This window comes from Frigidibacter sp. ROC022, assembly GCF_024723735.1.
Taxonomy (GTDB): domain Bacteria; phylum Pseudomonadota; class Alphaproteobacteria; order Rhodobacterales; family Rhodobacteraceae; genus SLM-1.
This window is the reverse complement of sequence record NZ_JANQDU010000001.1, coordinates 856,352-876,038: the sequence shown is the minus strand read 5'-3', so window position 1 is coordinate 876,038 and position 19,687 is coordinate 856,352. Positions and strand designations below refer to the sequence as shown.

Below are 19,687 nucleotides of genomic sequence, written 5' to 3'. Positions count from 1 at the left end.
CCGGTTCAACTGCTGGGCGCCGTCGGCAGGTCGGCGACGTCGGTGATGGTCAGCATCGGCGCACGGCCGGCCATGACGGTGAGCGCGGAGTGGTGGAGGGCTTCGGTTCCGGCGGCGCAGGCATCGCGGACGAGATGCACGCGCCGCCCGTCGTCAACCGCCTCCAGTGCCGTACCCATCACGCAGCAATCCGTGGCCACGCCGCAGATGACCAGTTCGGCCTCTCGCGGGATGTGGGGCGCCGCCTCGACCCACTTGGCAAAGCGCGCGCTTGCCACCTGCGGCCCCTCGAAACGCGGGTCGAGCTCCCACAGCCAGCGGTGTTCCGGGGCCAGCGCGAAATCCCACTGATCATAATACGCCCGCCATGCGCCCTGCGGTTCGGCCGGAGGTACGAAGCGGGTGAAGAGCACCCGGTCGGGAAAGGCAGGCAACATGGTCTTGATCGCCTCGGCACAGGCGTCGTAGCCCGGTGTCCACCACGGGCTGTCGGCATGGCCGAACCCCGGCTGCATGTCCACCACGACAAGCCATTGCAGCGCGCTCATGCCGGCACCGCCACGGTATCCTCGGGCGCCCACGAGACCCAGACCGGCGCATTGGCCGGCAGTTCGGGCAGGTCGCGGTCGCGGGCGATCAGCTTCCATGGCTGGCCCTGAACGGTGACGATGCAGGTGGCCATGGCTCCGGCGAACACCCTCTGTTCAAGCCGTGCCTCCAGCGCGTTGACGCCCTCGGGCCGCGTGGCCGAGAGGCCCAGCGCCTCGGGCCGCACGGCAAAGCGGAAGCCCTCGCCACCGCCCGGCAGGGAGAGGCCGGGCAGGACGGCCTCGGGCAGCCAGTTGGTTTCGCCGAGGAACTCGGCAGAAAAGGCGCTGTTGGGGCGGTCGTAGACCTCGCGCGGGGGGCCGACCTGCACCAGCCGTCCGTCGCGCAGGATGCCGATGCGGTCCGAGAGCGTCAGCGCCTCTTCCTGGTCATGGGTGACGAAGATCGTGGTGATGCCGATCTCGCGCTGGATGCGCTTCAGCTCGATTTGCATGTCCACGCGCAGGGTCTTGTCCAGCGCCGAGAGCGGTTCGTCCAGCAGCAGCACCTTGGGGTTGGTCACGATGGCACGGGCCAGCGCCACGCGCTGGCGCTGACCGCCGGACAACTGGTGCGGCATGCGGTTGGCGAACTGGCCGAGCTGCACCAGCTCCAGCGCCTCGCCGATGCGGCGTTTCTCTTCCGCCGCGCCGACCTTGCGCACCCGCAGGCCGAAGCCCACGTTGTCGGCCACGCTCATGTTGGGAAACAGCGCGTAGTTCTGGAACATCATCCCGATGTCGCGCTTTTCCACCGGGATGGTTTCGACGTTGCGCTCGCCGATGCGGATGGTGCCGCTGTCGGGGAAGGAAAAGCCCGCGATGGTGCGTAGCAGCGTCGTCTTGCCCGACCCGGACGGCCCCAGCAGTGCGAAGAATCCGCCGTCCTCAAAGGTGATGGTCACGTCATTCAGCGCGCGCGCCTTGCCGAAGGTCTTGGTGACATTGCTGATTTCGACGGATGACATCAGCGGCCTCCTCCGAATCTGGCCTTGCGGGCGGCGAGGAACATGATCCCCATGGACAGGGCGATGATGATGGTCGAGATGGCGTTGATCTCGGGAGTGAAGCCCTTGCGGATGGCGGTGTAGATCAGCACCGGCAGGGTGCTGTCGCCCGGCTTGGCCAGGAAATAGCTGACCACGAACTGGTCGAAGCTGACCGCGAAGGCAAACAGCGCCCCGGCCACGATGCCCGGCGCGATCCACGGGATCGTCACCCGCCGCAGCACCGTCCAGCCATCCGCGCCCAGCGAGCGCGCGGCCTCTTCCAGCGTCACGTCGAAGCTGGACAGCCGGGCCGTCACCGTGACGATGACATAGGGCAGCGCCAGGGCGACGTGGCCGATCAGCACTGCGGGCGTGCCGCGCCCGATGCCGATGGCGAAGAAGAACACCAGCATGGCGGTGCCGATGATCAGCCAGGGAATGGCGATCGGCGGGAAGAGCATGACTTGCAGGAACCGCTTGCCGGGGAAATCATAGCGGAACAGCCCGACCGAGGCCGCCGTTCCCAGCGCCGTGGCGATCACCGTGGTTGCCACCGCGATGCCGACCGAGCGCAGGCTGGCGGCGAGGATCTGCGCATTGCCGGCCATGTCCTGATACCAGCGGGTCGAGAACTCGAAGGGCAGCTGGTAGAAGGGCGAGGCGTTGAAGCTCATCGCCGCCATGACGAGGATCGGGGCGTAGAGGAACACCAGCACCAGCGCCAGCCAGGCGCGGCCAAGCGCGGGCAGAATCAGGGCTTTCTTGCGCGGCGTCATGTCTGGGCCTTTCTCAGGATCGGGCTGGTCAGGGCAAAGATCAGCAGCACCACCGCCAGCAGCACGAAGCTGAGCGCCGCGCCAAGGGGCCAGTTGTAGACGGCGACGAACTGGTCCTCGATCACCGTGCCGAAATAGGTGCCGACACGGCCGCCGAGGATGCGCGGCTCCATGAAAGAGCCCACCACGGGCACGAAGACCAGCACCGCGCCCGCCAGCAGCCCGGGCAGCGACAGCGGCAGCAGCAGGCGGCGCAGGATGGTCAGCTTGCCGGCCCCCATGGAGCGGGCGGCGTCGATGATGTCGTCGTCGATGGCCTGGAGCGCGAGATAGGAGGTGAGGATGACATAGGGCAGGTAGCTGTGCACCAGCCCGATGACCACGGCATTGGTGGTGAACATCAGGTTCAGCCGGATGTCCCACGGCAGGATCGCCTCCAGCGTGCGCTCCAGGATGCCGTTGCCGCGCAGCACGATGGCCCAGCTGAAGATCCGCACCAGCGAATTGGACCAGAACGGCAGGATCACCAGCAGGAACAGCACCTCGCGCGCGCGCCCCTTGATGACGCGGGCCAGCACCAGCGCACAGGGATAGCCGATGAGGATGCAGAAGAGGGTGACGGTGGCCGCCAGCTTCAGCGATTTCCACAACAGCTTGCCGTAGACGGGGTTTTCCAGGAACTTGCCGTAGTTTTCCAGCGTGAAGGCCCAGTCGGGCGCGTCCTGCGGCAGGTCGGTGACGAAGCTGAAGAACAACATGGCCGACAGCGGCAGGAAAACGGCCAGCGTCAGCCAGAGGTAGGCCGGGGACAACAGCGTGGCCAGGCGCCGCTTGTCCGCGGGGGTGGCGAGTTCGGCCATGTCGGTGCTCCCCTGGGAAGGGGGCCGGCGGACCGGCCCCTCTTGCGTCTCGCGCTTACTGGGCCGCCTTCAGGCGCTGCCAGATTTCCAGATACTTCTCGCGCGTCTCGTCATCAATCGGCGCCTGGAAATGCACCCGGGCGACAACCTCGGGATCACCTAGGACCGCCTTGTTGAAGGCATCGTCCGGCAGCGCCTCCATGGCCTTGGCATTGGCCGAGGCCGGCGCGCCTTCCGCGTCCCACTTCACGTAGAACTCCGGGTCGATCATCCAGTCGATGAAGGCCCGGGCGGCCTCCTGGTGTTCCGAGGTGGCGGGGATCGAAAGGCCGTCCAGCCAGCCCACCGCGCCCTCTTCCGGCACGACGAACTGCACCGGCAGGCCCATGGCGGCCGAGCGGCTGGCCGAGCCGGACCAGTAGGTGGCGGCATCCAGTTCTCCCGCCGCCATGAACTGGTTCCAGTCGTTCTCGCTGCTCCAGAAGGTGCGCAGGTTTGGCAGCAGCTCGGCCAGCTTGGCTTCGACGGCGTCGAGGTCCTCGATGTCGTTGATGTCCTGCCCGGTGGCCAGGGCGCCCAACTGCATCGCCTCGATGGCATCGTCGCGGATCGAGATGCGCCCGGCGTGGGCCGGATCCCACAGCACCTGCACGCTGGTCGGCACCTCGTCCCAGGCCTCGGTATTGATGGCGAAAGAGGTCAGCCCCCAGGTCCACGGCACGCCATAGACCTTTCCATCGACGTTCAGCTTCGGATCCTCGGCAAAGCTGGCGGGGATGTCGGCATAGTTGCCGATGGTCGAGGTGTCGATCGGCGCCACCAGCCCCTCGGCAATGGCCTGCGGGGTGAAGGCGGCATTGATCATCACGACGTCATAGGCACCGGGATTGGTGCGCAGCTTGGTCAGCATCTCCTGCTCGGAGTTGAAATATTCATGCACGACGCTGTGGCCGGTGGCCTCTTCGAAGGCTTTCAGCGACCAGTCAAGGTCGGTGCCGTAGCCCTGCCAGTTCAGCACGCGGATTTCATCGGCCAGCGCTCCCGAGGCGGTCAGCGCCAGGGCCGTGGTCAGTGTCAGGATGGACTTCATGTCAGGTCTCCATGTTGGTGGGGGAGGCGGCGATTGCTGCGCCTTGTTGCTGCTCGTTCAGGATCGCCTCGACCGTGGCGCGGTCGGGGGCCGTTGCAGGGCCGCGGCGCAGGGTTGAAAGCGCGGCGGCGACATTTGCATAGCGCACGGCGCGCAAAGCGTCGCCGTGGCGGTCGAGTTCGGCCAGGAAGCTGCCGACATGGCAATCCCCGGCGCCGTTGGTGTCGATGGCATCGACGGGATGGCCGGGGATGGTGACGATGTCGCTGCCCTGCGCCAGCAGCTCCCCGTCCCTGCCCCGCCGAAGGATCGCCCCCGCGCGGCCTCGTGCCAATGCCCGGGCGGCCCGTTCCGGCTCTGCGTCGCCGGTCAGAACGGCGGCCTCTTCCGCGTTGACACTGACCCAATCGGCGCGGTCCATGACCTTCGCCAGCAGCGCCTTGTCCAGCCGCGCCACCACCGGCGCAGGGTCGAAGGCAAAAGTGATCCCGCGCGGCAGGGCAGCCACCCATTCGGCCAGCGCCGTACGCGCGTGGGTGTAGTGCAGTGAATAGCCCGACATCAGCACCTGGGTGACGCCGTCGAGCGAAACGCCGCTCAGCGCCTCGGCGGTAGCGTGTCCCTCGGCCCCCGGATAGCTGATGAACGTCCGTTCACCGTCCGGCTCCAGCAGCACGGTGCAACAGCCCTGGTCCACATCCGTCAGACGCGCCCGGGCCAGCGAGATGCCAAGCGCATCGAGGTCCAGCGCCACCCGATCGGCCATCGGCCCCGTGCCCAGCGACCCGCCCAGCACCACCGACTGCCCCGCGGCGCGCGCCGCCGCCATGGCGTTGAAACCGCCGCCCGAGGTCATGTCGAAGCCGGTCACTTCTGCCTCCTGCCCGCGCTCCGGCAGGGCGCGGACGTAATAGACCAGGTCAACCACCGGCCCCGTCATCTGAATCAGCCGTCCCATCAGGCCACCCCCTGCAGGGCGATCAGCGGCTCGGCCAATCCATCGAGGTCCAGCGCATTGGCCGCGCGCAGCCGGGCAACCGCCGCCTCCGGAAGGGACCAACCAAGGGCGCCGCCCATGGCCCCGGCGATGGCGCCAATGGTGTCGGTGTCGTCGCCGGCATTGGCGGCGGCAACCAGCCTGTCCCACAAGGGCGCGCCCATGCTCAGCAAGCCGAAAGCGTAGGCCACGCTTTCGCGACTGGCAACCGAGGTGCCGATGCCCTCGATCAGCGCGTCTTCACCCTGCCCGGCAAGTTCCACCGCCCGCACGATCTGCCCGGCCATGTCGGGTTCGCCTTTCGGATGGCCGGCTTTCTGACCCGCACTTGCAGCCTCCAGCGCGCGCGGCAGCGCCTGGTTGAAATCCATGCCCGCCACGCCGCAGCTGACCACCATCGCCACGGCCGAGGCCGCCGCGATCGCCTCGCCCGTGTTGTGCGTCACCCGGCAGGTCTGGACGACGCGCGCCACCAGCCGGTCCACCTCGGGCGGCACCGACAGGCCAACGGGGGCAATCCGCATCGCCGCGCCGTTGGTCGTACCGTTCACGCCGGTCCGGTCGGGCGGCGTGCCTTCCAGCAGCGCGGCAATCGCCGCCTTCGAGGACGGCCCCAGCAGGTCCGACAGCCCCTTGGCGCGGATTTCGGCCTCCCACGCCAGCAGGTCGCGGGCCCAGCCTTCCTCGTCGAACCCCCGGGGGTCGGCCACCAGCCGCCGGGCCAGCAGCAGCGCCTGCTCGGTGTCGTCCGTCACCTGCCCCGCGGCCAGCCCGTGCGAGACGGGATGTCCCTCATATGGCGCGACGAAATCGGTAATGCGCCCATATTCGGCCTTGATCCGCTCGCGCGACAGCGTCTGCGCCGGCATCCCCAGAGCATCGCCCGCAGCCAGCCCCAGGAGGCAGTAGCGTGCCCGGGTAAGCGCCATGCCATCCATCTCAAAACACCATGTGCAGGCCGAACAGCTCCGGGTCGAGAGAGCTTTCGACGAATTCCACCGTCTTTCCCGCTGCGTCGCGGGTCAGGCGCCGCAGGCGCAGCATCGGTTCGCCCGCGACGCGCCCCATGATCGCCGCATCGACTTCCGACAGCCCGGGCAGAACGTTGGCCCATTCTTCGCCCGATGCCGGCACGAGTCCCCTCGCCGCAAGCGTCGCGCTCAGCGAACCGCCGTCGAGGCCGTCCCGCAGCAGTGGCGCGAAGTCGTCGCGCCAAGGCACGCGGGCGCGTTCAAGCGAAGCCCCCTGCCCGTCTCTTCACGGAACCGCAGCCTGTCCACCGCCAGCATCTCGCCCGAAAGCGGCACCGGACAGTCCAGGTCCATCCCGATCCGCGCGATGGACAATATGCGGGTCCCCATTCGGGTGTCGTTGCCCGACAGCGCGACCGACCAGCCCGGCCCGTTGTCGATGACATTGCCCGCGTAGGTCACGAAAGAGCCGATCCCCACCTTGGTGCGGATCAGGCCCTTTTCCGCGAGCATCCCGAGGCTCTTGCGCACGGTGCTGCGCGACACGGCGAACCTTTCCACGAGGCTGTTTTCGCTCGAAAGCGCCACCCCGTCGCGCAGATGGCCCGACTTGATCTCGGCCTCCAGCAGGCGAGCAATGCGCTCCGATTTCGAGCCGACCGCAGCCTGGTTCATCCTCTCCCCACCCCGGAACAACAAACAGGTCCATACAAGTATATTCAGTACGCATCGCAGCTATCAAGAAAATTTCGCGCGGAGAGCGGGGTCTTTCTCGATACCCGGAGGTCCAACCATACAGGTGCGTACAGGATGCGCAGCGCGTCCTTCCCAGGTGTGAACAAGCACCGGAGTTCTCCGGTTTGCCTTCTCGGGGACGCCATGCCAACGCCCGTTGTCCAGCCGAACGGTGGGGGGACTGACCGGCGCCATAGAATGCGGGGTAACGGAAAAGATCCGGAACCAATGACGGCCTTGGATCGTCAGGGACCGCCACGCAGGAAGGCATTGAGGCTGCCGGCCGTGAGGTTGGCCTGGAACCCGAACGGAGAATCCGCCAGGGGGAAGGAGAGTGTCCAGGGCGCATGAAGCCCCTCGAACTCCAGATCCAGAATGAGCCCAGCGGTGGTTTGCAGCGGCTGCGGCAAACCGAAGACATGCGTGCCGCCATCGGTGGTTTGCAGCCGGTCCAGAACGGTCTCCGCCTCGACCGCCGCATCCACGTCTGTGGGGCGCAAGGTCCGGGCAGACCTCGGACGATCACGGCTTTGTCTCGGTGATGGCGGACAACCTGCCCCGCCCGAGCGGGCTGCCCGAGTTCCCGAAGCGGAAGTCCCGCAAGAAGCGGACCGGTGTGGACCGCCCGCTGTATCGCCGCGAAATCCGGTTGAACGCTGCCTCATCAAGCTAAAGAACGCCAGGCGTGTCGTAGGCCGCTACGACAAGACGGCAGAGCGCTTCCGCGGCTTCATCGATATCACGGCGATCCGCTTCTGGCTCCGTCATTTGTCGAGATGACCTGGCTTCCCTAGAAGCCCAGGTCTTGCAGGGCCGTCTGCACCTCTTTTCTGATGCGTTGATCGCGCAATGGATAGGCCACGAAGAACTGTTGGATCGAGGCATCCGGTCTCAGCTGGCGGGTCCGGTCGGCCCAGTACCGCGCCTGATCGTGGTTTCCGGCGATCTTGTTGATCGCCGCCGCGACGATCGACACCAGATAATGCGCGCCGGGTTGTCGCGCTCCGATGTCCAGCCAGTGGCAGGCTTGCTCCAGGTCCCCTGTATGGGCCAGGGAGAACCCCTTGGTCGATTGCATCGCATAGAGAAAGGGGTCGAGAGGGCTCAGCTTGATTGCCGCGTCGAGCTTGGAGATTGCAGCTTCGCCGCGACCGGCCATCAGATTCGCGAGACCATGGGCATACATGCCATGCGAAAAGCTGGGGCTGAGGTCGATGGAGCGATCCAGGAATATCAGGCCGGATTCATGGTCGTTGACCAGCCAGTAAGCGCGGCCGAAGTTGAAATTCCCGAACGGGTCCATCGGATCGAGTTCCAGGCTTTTTTCCGCGAATCTGCGCGCGTTCTCGATCTCGGTGTCGCGGTCGCCCCGGTAATTCACGAATGCTGATTGGAAGCTGGTGAAGGACCGGGCCGCGTAGGCGCGGGCAAATCCGGGGTCGAGCCTGATCGCCTGCGAGAAATGGCCCTCTGCGATCGCATTGTCGGTCGCGTTGAACCGGTACATGTGACGCAGGCCCAGGTGGTAGAGGCTCCAGGCGTCGAGACTCTCCGGCGACTGCAGTCGCGCATGATCTGCCTCGTTCAGGGATATGTGCAGTTCCATGGCCGAGGACACCCGACTGACGATATCGGTCCGTATCTGGTGTACGTCCTCGATCCTTCCGGAAATCCTGTCGCTCCAGACGATGCGGCCGTCGCGGGTGTCGGAAAGCTCGACCGAAAGCGCCAGTCGGGGCTCCAGGATTTCGACATCGCCGGTCAGGCAGTAGGTCGCGCCAAGCAAGCCACGGATCGACGCCATGTCCGGCGAATCCTCGCGGAACCGGAACGTCGATCCGCGGGCAAGGACTTTCAGCCAGCGCAGACGCGACAGCGAAGAGATCAGTTCGGATGGAATCGCGTCGGCAATCGCCCCGTAGGTCTCGGACCGTCCGATCCGCCGGAAGGGCAGCACGGCGATGGTCGGCTGCCCGCCAAGCTGCGGGGACTGGGGGGCCTCACTGGCGGGAGGCTCCGGGATCGGCTCTGCCGGGACATTCGCCGTCACGTTGCCCGTAAACCGGAATCCGCGACCATGGACGGTGCGGATAAGGCGCTGTGTCTTGCCATCGTCGCCAAGCGCACGACGCGCGGTCTTCACCAGTGTTGAAATGGCCGTGTCCGATATGAACCGACCGTTCCAAAGCTCTTTCACCAACTCGTCCTTGGTTACGAGCCGATCCCGATGCTCGATCAGATGGCAGATCAGTTCGAAGGCGCGGGGCTCGATGGGGACGTCCTCCCCCTCGCGGGTGAGCTGCCCGAGGGATGGATCGAGTGTGAAGGCGTCGAACCTGAAGATCATGCGGCATTTTATGAATTCCTCACGATATCACCACGAAAATCTCAGGTCGTCCTCAAGCGTGGCTTCCCGTGGCGCCGTAGTCAGCCTCTCGACACAGCAATCATCTGGAGACTGACATGAAGACGGACCCACATTCCACGCGGCGCGAACCGCCCTACGGAAATGGCTTCGACCGGGTGCGCAACCCGTCGCCGCCCGATGCAGCCTGGGCCTGGTTTCGCGGCCGTATCAGGACTGTCGCCCACGCGGCCGGAAAGCCCGGGCAGGCGCCACGCTGATCCAATTCCTGTCGCGCCGTCGTCACCTCGGGGCGTTGTTCGCCCGGCGCCGATTTCGCGACAGGATCGCCCCCCGAAATACCGGCCCGAGCCGGTGCAAACCCCGGCGAAGCCAAGCCACGCCGGGACACGACCCAGACGACCAAACCAACGCAACCCCAACCGAAAGGACAAGTTCATGAACACCGAAACCCAGATGACCGCCGTGGCCGACAACGGGGTCAACACCGAAGCTCTCATCGGTGCCCGCGGCGCCTTCGCCGAAATGCCCGAGGCCGCCTCTTTCACCTTTCGCAGTGCCTGCGAGTGGAAGGAAGGCACCTACAATATCAACACGATCAACGGCTATTTCGGACTTGGCCAGGAGCATGCGCGCAAGCAGAGCTTCACGATCGAAGCCGATCACCCCGAGGTCTTCGCGGCCCATGACCGTGCGGCGACGCCGACCGAGATCGTGCTGGCAGCCCTTGCCAGTTGCCTGACCGGCGGCGTGGCCGCAGTCGCCCAGCATCGCGGCATCCAGCTGCGCTCGGTACGTTCGACCGTGGAAGGCGACATCGACGTGCGCGGCATCCTCGGCATGGACCCGGATATCCGCAATGGCTTCTCGGCCATCCGCGTCACTTTCGAGATCGATGCCGACGCCAGCCAGGACGATATCCGCGCGCTGGTCGCCCAGTCGCAGAAGCGTTCGGCAATGTTCGACATTCTCACCAACCCGACCAACGTCGCCGTCAGCGTCGCCTGAGGCAGACAACTGGGCCTGCCCGGCATCGGCCGGGCGGGTGCCATCGCACCGGAAAGGCGAACGCCATGAAACGGATTTCAACCCTTGTCATCGGCGCCGGACAGGCCGGGCTGGCAATGAGCCACTGCCTGACCGAGCGGTCGGAACCTCATGTCGTGCTGGAGCGCGGCCAGATCGGCAATTCCTGGGCCCGCGAACGCTGGGACAGTCTCAGGATGCAGTCGCCGAACTGGCAAACGCGCCTGCCGGGCCATGCCTACGCCGGGTCCGATCCGGATGGCTACATGACCATGCCCGAGGTCCGCGCCTACCTTGAAAGCTACGCCGCGAAATCGGCTGCCCCGGTGGAAACCGGCGTGACGGTCACCTCCGTGACCCGCGACGACGAAAGCCATGTCGTGAAGACGACCAAAGGCACCTGGCGCGCGACAAACGTGGTTCTGGCAAGCGGGGCCTGCAATCAGGCCTCGATCCCCGGTTTCGCGCAAGACATCCCGGACAGCATCACCCAGGTGTCTCCCCTGTCCTATCGCCGGCCATCCGACTTGCCCGAGGGCGGTGTCCTTGTCGTCGGCGCCTCGGCAACGGGTGTGCAACTGGCCGCCGAGATACAGGCCTCGGGTCGCCCCGTCATTCTTGCCACCGGCAATCATATCCGGATGCCGCGCCGATACCGGGGGCATGACATTACCTGGTTGCTGGAGCATTCCGGGCTGTTCTCGAAGACACTGGAGAATGTCGACGACATCAATCGGGTTCGCTCGTTGCCGTCGCTGCAACTGATCGGTGACCGCTCCTGCCTGTTTCTCGACCTCAACGCGCTTCAGGACATGGGGGTCGAGATCGTCGGCCGCCTGACCGGTTGCCGGGACGGGACGCTGCTGTTCTCCGGTTCGCTGGCCAATACCGCGGTGCTCTCCGACCTGAAGATGAACCGCGCGCTCTCGGCAATCGACGATTGGGCGTTGCAGAGCGGTCTTGAGTTTCCCGAGCCGCCGCGCCGCTTCGCGCCGACACTGGTGCCGGCCAAGCCGCGGCTTGCGCTGCCCCTCGCGAGCGGTGCGATCAGCACCATCGTCTGGGCGTCGGGTTTTCGGCCCGACATGTCCTGGCTGCAGATGCCGGTCTTTGACGGAAAAGGGCGGATTCGGCACGCGGGCGGCATCGTGGCGCCGGGGCTCTACGTTCTCGGGCTGCCGTTTCTGCGCACCCGGAAATCCACCTTTCTCGACGGAGTCGGCGACGATGCCCGAGTGTTGGCCCAGCACATCGCCGACGCCCGGCTTCGGCAAGCCGCCTGAACCCAGGGAGCCTAGCATGACCCAGCAAACCTCTACAGTGACGCAAGCCCGCCCGAACGATGGGAAGAAACCGGCACGACCTTCGGTCTGCGAAGGCGGCTGCGCCTGCGGCGCCGTGCGCTACCGCGTGACCAGCGGGCCGCTGATCGTCCATGCCTGCCACTGTCTTCTGTGTCAGCGCCAGACCGGCAGTTCCAACGCCGTCAACGCGTTGATCGAAGCAGATCGCGTCATCCTGCGGTCGGGCGAGATCGAACAGGTGCTTCTCGACACGCCCAGCGGGAACGGCCAGCGCATCGCGCGCTGTCGGTCCTGCAAGGTTGCGGTCTGGAGCAACTACCTGATCAACAAGCTGGACGACAACCTTCGCTTTCTTCGCGTCGGGACGCTCGACGATCCGGGCCTCATGCCGCCGGACGTGCACATTTTCACCCGGTCCAAACAGCCCTGGTACGTCATCGATCCGGACACCCTGGCCGTCGCGCGTTTCTACGATCAGGACACCACCTGGTCGAAGCGGAGCAGGCAAAGACTGCAAGCCCTCGCTGAAAGGGTCGGCGTCCGGATCCGTTGAAATCCGGGATGCTCTGTCCACCCCCCAAAGGTCATGCTGAGAAAGGAACCTGCCATGTGGCCCGACAATCGAATTCGCGACCTGTTTTCAATCGATCTTCCGATCATCCAGGCACCGATGGCTGGAGCCAGCGGTTCCGAGATGCCGTTTGCGGTCAGCGCGGCAGGCGGGCTCGGGTCTCTGGCCTGCGCCTCCTACGATCCGGACCGCTTGCGCAGCCTTATGGCAGCGGCGCGGGAAAGGACGGACAAACCTCTGAACGCGAATTTCTTCGCCCATGCCATGCCGGAGGACGACGCGGAACGCGACGCAGCATGGCTCGGCAGATTGTCGACGTATTACGCCGAGTACGGGCTCGACGCTCCGACATCTCTGCCCATCGGACCCGTCCGCCCCTTCGATGCCGCGCGCTGTGCCGTCGTCGAGGAGTTTGCACCGTCCGTGGTCAGCTTCCACTTCGGATTGCCGGAGCCGGCACTGGTTGCAAGGATCAAGGCGGCCGGCTGCAAGATCATCAGTTCGGCCACGACGGTGAACGAGGCGCGCTGGCTGGCCGCGAATGGCTGCGATGCCATCATCGCACAAGGTCTTGAAGCGGGCGGCCATCGGGGCATGTTCCTGACCAAGAGCCTTGGCAGCCAAGTGGGAACGATGTCACTGGTGCCGCAGGTGGTCGACGCGGTCGATGTGCCTGTCATCGCGGCCGGCGGCATTGGCGACGCGCGCGGCATCGTCGCAGCCTTTGCCCTGGGAGCAAGCGCCGTTCAGATCGGAACGGCTTACCTGTTCACCGAAGAGGCCGCCATCAACCCGTTCTACCGGCAAGCGCTGGAGGACGCCGGAAACGGCGAAACCGTCGTGACCAACCTGTTTTCCGGCAGGCCGACCCGGGTGCTTGCCAACCGGATGATCCTCGACATCGGCCCGATGTCAGAGGACGCGCCGAGCTTTCCCAAGGGGTTTGCCGCGACAGGCCCGATACGAGCCGCTGCCGAAAGGACCGGAAAACGGGACTTCAGCGCCCATTTCTGCGGTCAATCGGTCGCGCTCGGGCGCAGGACATCGGCCTTCGCGCTGACCCGCGAGTTGGCGTCCGAAGCACTTCGCCACGGCGCGATCTGATGCGCGTGGCGTCATCGCGCAGCCTCGGGGTGACCCTCGCAGCCCCGGCAGGCAACCTGGCAGAGCCGGAATCCCTTTTGCTGCCCGGCCTGGTCACGGGACAGCACCAGTCCGGGGAGGGTTGGCCTCCCGAGAGTCACCCGTCCATCCGCCTGCGCCCGCGCGGGACCACCATGGAAACCAAGACACAAGTTGCCCGAGGGCAAAGGAGAATTCGCGCATGACCGATTTCCAATCCCCCTATCGCTGGGTCATCGTCGCGGTCGCGGCCGTGATGCTTGCCGTATCCATGGGCCAGCTGGTCAATGGTCTTTCGTCTTTCTTCCTGCCGCTGGAAGCCGAGTTCGGCTGGGGTCGGGGCGAGATCGCCCTGATCAATACCTTCGGTCTCATAGGTCTTGGCCTTGGCGGCATCCTGATGGGCCGGGTTGCGGACCGGGTCGGTATCCGGGGCGTGGTTCTGACAGGGGCCATAACGACCGGATTGTCGGTCTTGGCCGCGTCGCAGGCGCGCGAGCTTTGGCAACTCTATGCACTCTTCTTCGTCGCCGGCGCAGTTGGTGGCGGAGCGCTCTTTGCCCCGCTCATCACGCTGGTCGGCGTCTGGTTTCGTGCCGGCGCGGGACTTGCCATCGGACTGGTCGCTGCGGGCCAGGCCATTGGCCAGGGCGGCGTCCCCCTCGTGTCGGCCCTGCTGATAGAGGCGTTCGGCTGGCGCGGAGCGTTCATGACTCTGGGCCTCGGATCGCTCGTCACGCTGGTGCCCCTGGCATTGCTGATCCGCCCACCGCCGACGACCGCCGCAACAGTGTCGCAGGCCGGTGGGGATATCCGCGCGCTCGGGGCGGTCTCCGCGGTGGTGGTCATGGGGGCCGCAACGCTGATGTGCTGTTCGCTCATGTCGGTGCCGCTGATGCACCTGTTGCCCTATGCGCAGGACTGCGGAATTCCCGCGGCCCAGGCGGGCGGCATCGTCAGCGTCATGATGCTGGCCGCCATTGTCGGTCGGGTCGCTTTCGGCCAGCTGGCCGACTGGATCGGCGCGATCCCTGCCTATCTCGCGGCATCGGCCTGGCAGACGGCACTGGTCTTTCTGTTCACGCAGTTTCACGACGTGAACCAGCTCCTGGCCTTCGCGCCGGTCTATGGCTTCGGCTATGCCGGGGTGATGACCGGCGTGCTGCTGACGATCCGCCGCGTGACCCCCGCCGAATCCCGCGCAACCTGCACCGGAGTCATCGTGGCGTTCGCCTGGGCCGGTCACGGGCTGGGCGGCGTCGTCGGGGGCTATCTCTACGATGCGACAGCGAACTACGATCTGACCTTTGCGGTCGCGGCGGCGGCGGGCGTGGTCAATCTGGCCATCGTGGGCTCCCTCGGGCTGTGGCTATCTCGGGACCGGAGCCAGGTTCCCTCGCCCAGGGGGGCCGCTCTGCCTCGTTGACGATCTGGTGCTGTTTGGGTTGACGGGCTGGCGCGGGTCACAAAGGAGCGTGACATTTCGAAGAAGGCCACCGCGTGTTTCGCTAGGGACGCAAGGTGAGATACGCGTTCGTGGCCGAGCATCGCGGGCGGTTCTCCGTCCGGACGATGTGCCGTTGTCTGCGCATCCAGCCGAGCGGCTTCTATGCGTGGGTGAAGGCGCCGCTGAGCAAGCGTGCCCAGGAAGACGCCCGCCAGACCGAACTGCTGAAGGAGGCCTGGGTCGAAGCGGCAAGGTCTATGGGCACCGCAAGCTTCACGACGATCTTCTCGATCAGGGCGAAAGCGCCTGTCTGAACCGCGTCGCGCGCCTGACCAGGCTGGCCGGGATCACGGCACAGATCGGCTACAAGCGCCGCCCCGGGAAGTATGGCGGCAAACCCTGGGTCGTGGTCGACAACACCTTGGACCGGCAGTTCGACGTGGAGGCTCCGGACATGGTCTGGGTGACCGACATCACCTACATACGGACGCAAGAAGGCTTCGCTTACCTCGCTATCGTAAACGGCCTGTTTTCTCGGCGCGTGGTCGGATGGTGCATGCGTTAACGCCAGACAACCGACGTCGTGCTTCAAGCTCTGCTCATGGCCACATGGCGAAGGAAGCCGAAGGCTGAGGTGCTGATCCACTCGGATCAGGGCAGCCAGTTCACAAGCATGGACTGGGCCGCTTTCCTAAAAGCCCACGACCTCGAGCATTCCATGAGCCGACGCGGCAATTGCCACGACAACGCCGTCGCCGAGAGCTTCTTCAACCTCCTCAAGCGCGAGAGGATCAGGCGCCGCACCTACCGGACCCGCCAAGAAGCGCGGCGGGACGTGTTCGACTACATCGAGATGTTTTACAATCCGAAGCGCAAGCACGCGCGGAATGGAATGCTCTCGCCCCTCGAGTTCGAGCGGCAGCAAGAACTGAGACAAGAAGGCGTCTAAGAAACGCGGGGCTATTCAATCTGCGATATTGCGAGCAGCTGCTTCCTCGCAATACGCCCTGCAGGGACGGACCGCTGCCCTTTCAAGAACATTTCGTGCGGAGCAGGCGCCGGCTGTCAATAATGATTGATTGACAGAGATGAATGCTGCCCCTTACGTCTTTTGCAGGGGGGGAAGATGCTCGGTTCTTCTCGTGAACTCGTCCTGTCAGTCGTGGCGATCAACCTTGTGGTTCTGATCGCGTTCGTCGTCCTCACAGTGCTTCAATTCGGCCGGATACGCACGGAACTCGAACAGGAACGTCTGAGGGTGGTGGTGGGCCGTGCTTCCGAACCGTTGGCATCCGCGGCAGCACTCGGCCTTGATCTGGGTTCGGTGAGAAACGTCGGCGCGGTTCTTGAACGGGCAAGGCAGGCGGATGATGCGATCATCGCCTTGTACATTCTCGACCCGGACGGTGGCATCGTGGCCAAGACAGCCGGCAGCAAGCGCACCAGCGTCAGTCCCGAGACGCTGCAGCGCCTTGCGGGGCCGACTTCGGATGGAAGCTACAAGGAAGATGGTGACTATCGCTACCTCGTGACCTTCAGAAGAAGCACCGGTGACCTGGCCGGTGCATTGCTGATGGAATATTCTGGCGCATCAGCGATCGCGTCCGTATGGGCCATGGCCGGGCGCCTTGCCACTGCCGCCCTGGTCTTTTGTATCATCAGCAGTGGCCTGTCTGCCTGGGCGGTCCGAAACGTGCTCCGACGCGAGAGCAGGGTTGAACGCAACTTCCTGGCCGCAGATGCCGTCGCACGGCGCAGGCTTTGGCGTGGCGATGCCGGCATGTCCGGCACTTCCGATTCAGGCGAGGTTGGCGCGCCCATGCGCGAGGCCGAGGCGCAATACGTCAAGGCAAGGGACGTGATGCTTTGACCGCCCGCAAATCCCTGGGCGTTCAAGGCTTTGGCCTTCGCCTGACGCTGGCGTTGGTACTGATCATCGCGGTAAACGTTGCGGCCATTTCAGTTGTGACGTTTCAAGCCTTCGACAAGGCGATCGAGCCGGAACTGCGCCAGCGCACCAAGCTTCTCGGGACGCTCCTAAGGGACGATGTCCAGCGCGCCCTCGAACTGGGGATTCCCATAGGCTCCATTGCCGGTTTTGACGATAGAGCCGCTGAAATCATCGCCGATTTCCCGGAAGTCCAGCAGGTGCGAATCCTGTCGCGCGATGGTACGGTCCTGTTTGATATCGACAACGGCGAGCCGGAAACGGCCTCGAAGAACGACCTTGGCCTGCAGACCTGGAAGAATAGCCTCCCGGTCTTGTCGGGCAGCCGGATTTCCGCCGAGATTGAACTGACAGGCAATCCGAGGTTGATCGAGGTGCGCCTGCTACGGGTCCTGATCGATATCGGCGTAATTGCCCTCGCCATCATCCTGTTTGGTGTTGAGGTCATTCTTGCACTGGCAGCGCGAAACATCTGGCAGCCACGCGAGGCCGTAACGCGCCTGCTGGTCGAACAGCGCGACGGGCGGTTCGACACGACCATTTCAGTGCCGACGGATGGTCCGTTGGCAGGACTGGCAGAGCGGTTGAATGACCGTTCCGTGCACATCTCGGAAGGTGGCCCTCCGCCGGCACGGCTTGAAGTGTCGTTGCCGGTCTCGGCGCGCCTTCCGGTGTTCCTGCTCGCAATGGGGACCGAGACAACAGCATCCTTCCTGCCGATCATGGCCGGAAATGCGGGCCGCATGGCTGGAATACCAACCGCTTTCGCGGCCGCAGCACCGCTGGTTCTGTATCTGCTTGTTGCGGCAGCGATGGCCCCGATCGCCGGGCGTCTGGTCCGCAGAAACGGCGCACATCGGGCGTTTTCCTGGGCCGTCCTGCCGGTCATGGCTGGGCTCGTGTTGATGGCGGCGACCTCAAGCCTTGCCGGGGTCGTGCTGGGGCGCATGTTCGTCGGGGCGGGATATACCTTGGCGGCGATTTCATGTTCGGTCTACATGGTCCGGGCCGGTGGGCACGGGCTTGTGACCCAGTCCCAGGCGTCGCTGAACGCCTCGCTGTTCGGGGGGGTTCTGGCCGGGTCCGTGATCGGCGGCATATTGGCTTTCGAAGCTGGCTACGCGGCCGCGATCCTGTTTGGGGCCGGTACCACGCTGATCGCGGCGTTGGCCGCACACTGGGGCCTTTCCGGCCCCGCGGGACAGCCTCGACAACCGTCGGTTGCTCCGGTGAAATACGCCAAGAGTGGCGGCGATTTCACGGTTCTCGTGCTTTGTCTTGCCGTGCCAGCAAGCGCGAGCGTGGCCATGGTCATCTGGTATCTCATGCCGCTGGTCATGGCGGCCCAGGGATTTGACATCGCAATCATCGCGCGGGTCGTTATGCTCTACTACCTTGCTGCGATCCTGATAGCCCCACTCGCCAGCCATCTGTTCGGTGCTGTCGGAATCGGCGACAAGACGGCTGCGGGATTGGGGGCAGCATTGGCCTCGGTCGCCTTGCTGGGCGCCGGCCTGGCGGATCTGGCACCTGTCACGGTCGTCTCGTTGCTCGGCGTAGGACATGCATTTCTGCGCCCCTCTCTGTACGCACTGGTTGCGCTTTCCGCCAGGGGACGGCCGGAACGGATGGACCGCTTCCGCATGGCCGAGCGCCTGGGCGCCGTTGCAGCCTTCGTCGCCGCGATGCTGCTGACCGGGCAGGATGACCCGGCACCGGTCTTTGTCATGCTTGGGGTGTTTTCGCTGACCGGTCTGGTGGTCTTTGCCGTATTCATGAGCATTCCGAAATCTGGGGGAGTCTTAAACACACAATGAAGAAGACATCGCTTCTAATGACAGCACTCGCTTGCGTGGCTTTCGCCACGCAGGTCGAAGCGAAAGGACAAACCATTCTTTTCGCCACATGGCGCGGATGCGAGGAGGCATGCCATGGCGTGGTGGATTACTTGTCCGAAACGGCACCTGATGCCGAGGTCGTAATTCTTGACGCTGACCGCAACCATGATCGCCTGAAGGGGATCGTCGCCGAGGCGCGATCAAAGGATGTGGACTTGATCATCTCGTGGGGCACCACGGTGACCCTTGCCACGGCCGGAACATTGTCCGATCTGAACGACCCATCCTTCAATCATGAAATTCCTCAGGTATTCATGATCGTGGCAGACCCGGTCGGCTCGGGCATCATCGAAACCCTCGATGACACGGGACGCGGCAACCTGACGGGCACCTACAACCGGGTGCCGGAAAACGTAACCGTCGACACGCTTCGGCGCATCCTGCCAGACATGAAATCGCTCGGGTTGCTGTATAATCCGAACGAAAAGAACTCGATCCTCAAACGGGATGAATTGGCAGAGTTGCTGCCATCCCTCGGTGTGAGGTTGGTCGATCACGCCTTTGAATTGTCCGAAGAAGGCGCGCCGCAAATCGAGGATATTGCAGGCCAGGTCAAATGGCTCAAACAGGCCGGCGCCGAGGCAATCTACGTCGGAAGTTCGTCCTTTCTCCGGGCGAACGCGAGCATCTTCGGGGCGGCGGCAAAGGATGCCGCGCTACCGGTCATCAGCCCCTACGAGGAAATGGTGCAGAATGGCGATGCACTGATTTCTGTTGCCGCACGGTATTACGATGTCGGGCAGCTTGCCGGGCAGCAGGCCGCCGCAATCCTGGTTGACGGAAAAAGCGCCGGATCGCTGCCCGTGGCAAGAATAAAGGACTTCGCTATTACCGTTAATCTGGATTTTTCCCGCGAGATAGAGATCTGGCCCCCGATCGACTTGCTGGGAATCGCCGACATTGTCAGATGAATCCGGGAGACCTGAAAGCGGGACGTTGGATTGTTCAAGCGGCAATGAGAGGCAATCCCGGAAATGGACAACACCACCTGTTCAGGAGGT

General features: G+C 64.7%; 19 protein-coding genes and 2 pseudogenes. 10 read left to right on the top strand and 11 right to left on the bottom strand.

Going from position 1 to position 19,687, the window contains the following annotated elements:
• Positions 1-5 precede the first annotated feature (5 nt).
• The 10 genes from NUW50_RS04220 to NUW50_RS04175 all read right to left on the bottom strand — a co-directional run bounded on the left by NUW50_RS04220 (position 6) and on the right by NUW50_RS04175 (position 7,490).
• Entirely contained in the window at positions 6-548 is a 543-nt protein-coding gene (locus tag NUW50_RS04220) for a cysteine hydrolase family protein (protein WP_258287813.1), read from the bottom strand.
• Positions 545-1,555, bottom strand: a complete 1,011-nt coding sequence (locus tag NUW50_RS04215; protein ID WP_258287812.1) for an ABC transporter ATP-binding protein — start codon at positions 1,553-1,555, stop codon at positions 545-547. Before NUW50_RS04215 ends, NUW50_RS04220 begins: the two co-directional genes overlap by 4 nt.
• Positions 1,555-2,352 carry an ABC transporter permease gene (locus NUW50_RS04210; protein ID WP_258287811.1) on the bottom strand — a complete coding sequence of 266 codons (798 nt, stop codon included), beginning with the start codon at positions 2,350-2,352 and terminating at the stop codon, positions 1,555-1,557. The genes NUW50_RS04215 and NUW50_RS04210 overlap by 1 nt, the downstream gene beginning before the upstream one ends.
• A complete protein-coding gene (locus tag NUW50_RS04205) occupies positions 2,349-3,212 on the bottom strand; it encodes an ABC transporter permease (RefSeq protein WP_258287810.1) in 864 nt (287 codons plus the stop codon). Before NUW50_RS04205 ends, NUW50_RS04210 begins: the two co-directional genes overlap by 4 nt.
• Before the next feature lie 55 nt (positions 3,213-3,267).
• A complete protein-coding gene (locus tag NUW50_RS04200) occupies positions 3,268-4,302 on the bottom strand; it encodes an ABC transporter substrate-binding protein (protein WP_258287809.1) in 1,035 nt (344 codons plus the stop codon).
• 1 nt (position 4,303) lies between these two features.
• The gene (locus tag NUW50_RS04195) at positions 4,304-5,260 is read right to left on the bottom strand and encodes a PfkB family carbohydrate kinase (protein ID WP_258287808.1); all 957 of its coding nucleotides are present in this window, start codon (positions 5,258-5,260) and stop codon (positions 4,304-4,306) included.
• Positions 5,260-6,228: an ADP-ribosylglycohydrolase family protein gene (locus NUW50_RS04190; protein ID WP_258287807.1), complete on the bottom strand. Its 969-nt coding sequence runs from the start codon at positions 6,226-6,228 to the stop codon at positions 5,260-5,262. Before NUW50_RS04190 ends, NUW50_RS04195 begins: the two co-directional genes overlap by 1 nt.
• 10 nt (positions 6,229-6,238) lie before the next feature.
• A complete protein-coding gene (locus NUW50_RS04185; protein ID WP_258287806.1) occupies positions 6,239-6,520 on the bottom strand; it encodes a UTRA domain-containing protein in 282 nt (93 codons plus the stop codon).
• On the bottom strand, positions 6,460-6,945 hold the full coding sequence (locus NUW50_RS04180) for a GntR family transcriptional regulator (protein WP_258287805.1): 486 nt from the start codon (positions 6,943-6,945) through the stop codon (positions 6,460-6,462). The genes NUW50_RS04185 and NUW50_RS04180 overlap by 61 nt, the downstream gene beginning before the upstream one ends.
• A 305-nt stretch (positions 6,946-7,250) precedes the next feature.
• Positions 7,251-7,490, bottom strand: coding sequence for a hypothetical protein (locus NUW50_RS04175; protein WP_258287804.1), 240 nt, complete (start codon positions 7,488-7,490; stop codon positions 7,251-7,253).
• Between the two features lie 17 nt (positions 7,491-7,507).
• Here NUW50_RS04175 and NUW50_RS04170 point away from each other — a divergent pair.
• Positions 7,508-7,785, top strand: a pseudogene (locus NUW50_RS04170) (IS5/IS1182 family transposase); the annotation flags it as partial.
• 10 nt (positions 7,786-7,795) lie between these two features.
• Here the strand turns inward: NUW50_RS04170 and NUW50_RS04165 are convergent.
• Positions 7,796-9,352, bottom strand: a complete 1,557-nt coding sequence (locus NUW50_RS04165; protein ID WP_258287802.1) for a winged helix-turn-helix domain-containing protein — start codon at positions 9,350-9,352, stop codon at positions 7,796-7,798.
• A gap of 456 nt (positions 9,353-9,808) precedes the next feature.
• Here NUW50_RS04165 and NUW50_RS04160 point away from each other — a divergent pair, with 456 nt between their 5' ends.
• The 9 genes and pseudogenes from NUW50_RS04160 (at position 9,809) to NUW50_RS04120 (ending at position 19,597) form a co-directional block, all read left to right on the top strand.
• Positions 9,809-10,378: an OsmC family protein gene (locus NUW50_RS04160; RefSeq protein ID WP_258287801.1), complete on the top strand. Its 570-nt coding sequence runs from the start codon at positions 9,809-9,811 to the stop codon at positions 10,376-10,378.
• Between the two features lie 65 nt (positions 10,379-10,443).
• Positions 10,444-11,679, top strand: a complete 1,236-nt coding sequence (locus NUW50_RS04155) for an NAD(P)-binding domain-containing protein (RefSeq protein WP_258287800.1) — start codon at positions 10,444-10,446, stop codon at positions 11,677-11,679.
• A 16-nt stretch (positions 11,680-11,695) separates the two neighbouring features.
• Complete coding sequence (locus NUW50_RS04150; protein WP_258287799.1) at positions 11,696-12,253, top strand: GFA family protein; 558 nt, start codon at positions 11,696-11,698, stop codon at positions 12,251-12,253.
• A gap of 54 nt (positions 12,254-12,307) precedes the next feature.
• Entirely contained in the window at positions 12,308-13,375 is a 1,068-nt protein-coding gene (locus NUW50_RS04145; protein ID WP_258287798.1) for an NAD(P)H-dependent flavin oxidoreductase, read from the top strand.
• 220 nt (positions 13,376-13,595) lie between these two features.
• Positions 13,596-14,819, top strand: a complete 1,224-nt coding sequence (locus NUW50_RS04140; RefSeq protein ID WP_258287797.1) for an MFS transporter — start codon at positions 13,596-13,598, stop codon at positions 14,817-14,819.
• A 27-nt stretch (positions 14,820-14,846) separates the two neighbouring features.
• Positions 14,847-15,789 (top strand): annotated as a pseudogene (locus NUW50_RS04135) (IS3 family transposase); the annotation flags it as partial.
• A gap of 177 nt (positions 15,790-15,966) precedes the next feature.
• A complete protein-coding gene (locus NUW50_RS04130) occupies positions 15,967-16,710 on the top strand; it encodes a hypothetical protein (protein ID WP_258287796.1) in 744 nt (247 codons plus the stop codon).
• Positions 16,707-18,605: an MFS transporter gene (locus NUW50_RS04125; RefSeq protein WP_258287794.1), complete on the top strand. Its 1,899-nt coding sequence runs from the start codon at positions 16,707-16,709 to the stop codon at positions 18,603-18,605. Before NUW50_RS04130 ends, NUW50_RS04125 begins: the two co-directional genes overlap by 4 nt.
• On the top strand, positions 18,602-19,597 hold the full coding sequence (locus NUW50_RS04120) for an ABC transporter substrate-binding protein (protein WP_258287793.1): 996 nt from the start codon (positions 18,602-18,604) through the stop codon (positions 19,595-19,597). The genes NUW50_RS04125 and NUW50_RS04120 overlap by 4 nt, the downstream gene beginning before the upstream one ends.
• Positions 19,598-19,687 lie beyond the last annotated feature (90 nt).

Coding starts and splice junctions, on each gene's coding strand:
- NUW50_RS04165 (WP_258287802.1), bottom strand. CDS start 9,352: ATGATCTTCAGGTTCGACGCCTTCACACTCGATCCATCCCTCGGGCAG.
- NUW50_RS04145 (WP_258287798.1), top strand. CDS start 12,308: ATGTGGCCCGACAATCGAATTCGCGACCTGTTTTCAATCGATCTTCCG.
- NUW50_RS04160 (WP_258287801.1), top strand. CDS start 9,809: ATGAACACCGAAACCCAGATGACCGCCGTGGCCGACAACGGGGTCAAC.
- NUW50_RS04140 (WP_258287797.1), top strand. CDS start 13,596: ATGACCGATTTCCAATCCCCCTATCGCTGGGTCATCGTCGCGGTCGCG.
- NUW50_RS04120 (WP_258287793.1), top strand. CDS start 18,602: ATGAAGAAGACATCGCTTCTAATGACAGCACTCGCTTGCGTGGCTTTC.
- NUW50_RS04205 (WP_258287810.1), bottom strand. CDS start 3,212: ATGGCCGAACTCGCCACCCCCGCGGACAAGCGGCGCCTGGCCACGCTG.
- NUW50_RS04215 (WP_258287812.1), bottom strand. CDS start 1,555: ATGTCATCCGTCGAAATCAGCAATGTCACCAAGACCTTCGGCAAGGCG.
- NUW50_RS04150 (WP_258287799.1), top strand. CDS start 11,696: ATGACCCAGCAAACCTCTACAGTGACGCAAGCCCGCCCGAACGATGGG.
- NUW50_RS04180 (WP_258287805.1), bottom strand. CDS start 6,945: ATGAACCAGGCTGCGGTCGGCTCGAAATCGGAGCGCATTGCTCGCCTG.
- NUW50_RS04155 (WP_258287800.1), top strand. CDS start 10,444: ATGAAACGGATTTCAACCCTTGTCATCGGCGCCGGACAGGCCGGGCTG.
- NUW50_RS04210 (WP_258287811.1), bottom strand. CDS start 2,352: ATGACGCCGCGCAAGAAAGCCCTGATTCTGCCCGCGCTTGGCCGCGCC.
- NUW50_RS04130 (WP_258287796.1), top strand. CDS start 15,967: ATGCTCGGTTCTTCTCGTGAACTCGTCCTGTCAGTCGTGGCGATCAAC.
- NUW50_RS04195 (WP_258287808.1), bottom strand. CDS start 5,260: ATGGGACGGCTGATTCAGATGACGGGGCCGGTGGTTGACCTGGTCTAT.
- NUW50_RS04190 (WP_258287807.1), bottom strand. CDS start 6,228: ATGGCGCTTACCCGGGCACGCTACTGCCTCCTGGGGCTGGCTGCGGGC.
- NUW50_RS04220 (WP_258287813.1), bottom strand. CDS start 548: ATGAGCGCGCTGCAATGGCTTGTCGTGGTGGACATGCAGCCGGGGTTC.
- NUW50_RS04200 (WP_258287809.1), bottom strand. CDS start 4,302: ATGAAGTCCATCCTGACACTGACCACGGCCCTGGCGCTGACCGCCTCG.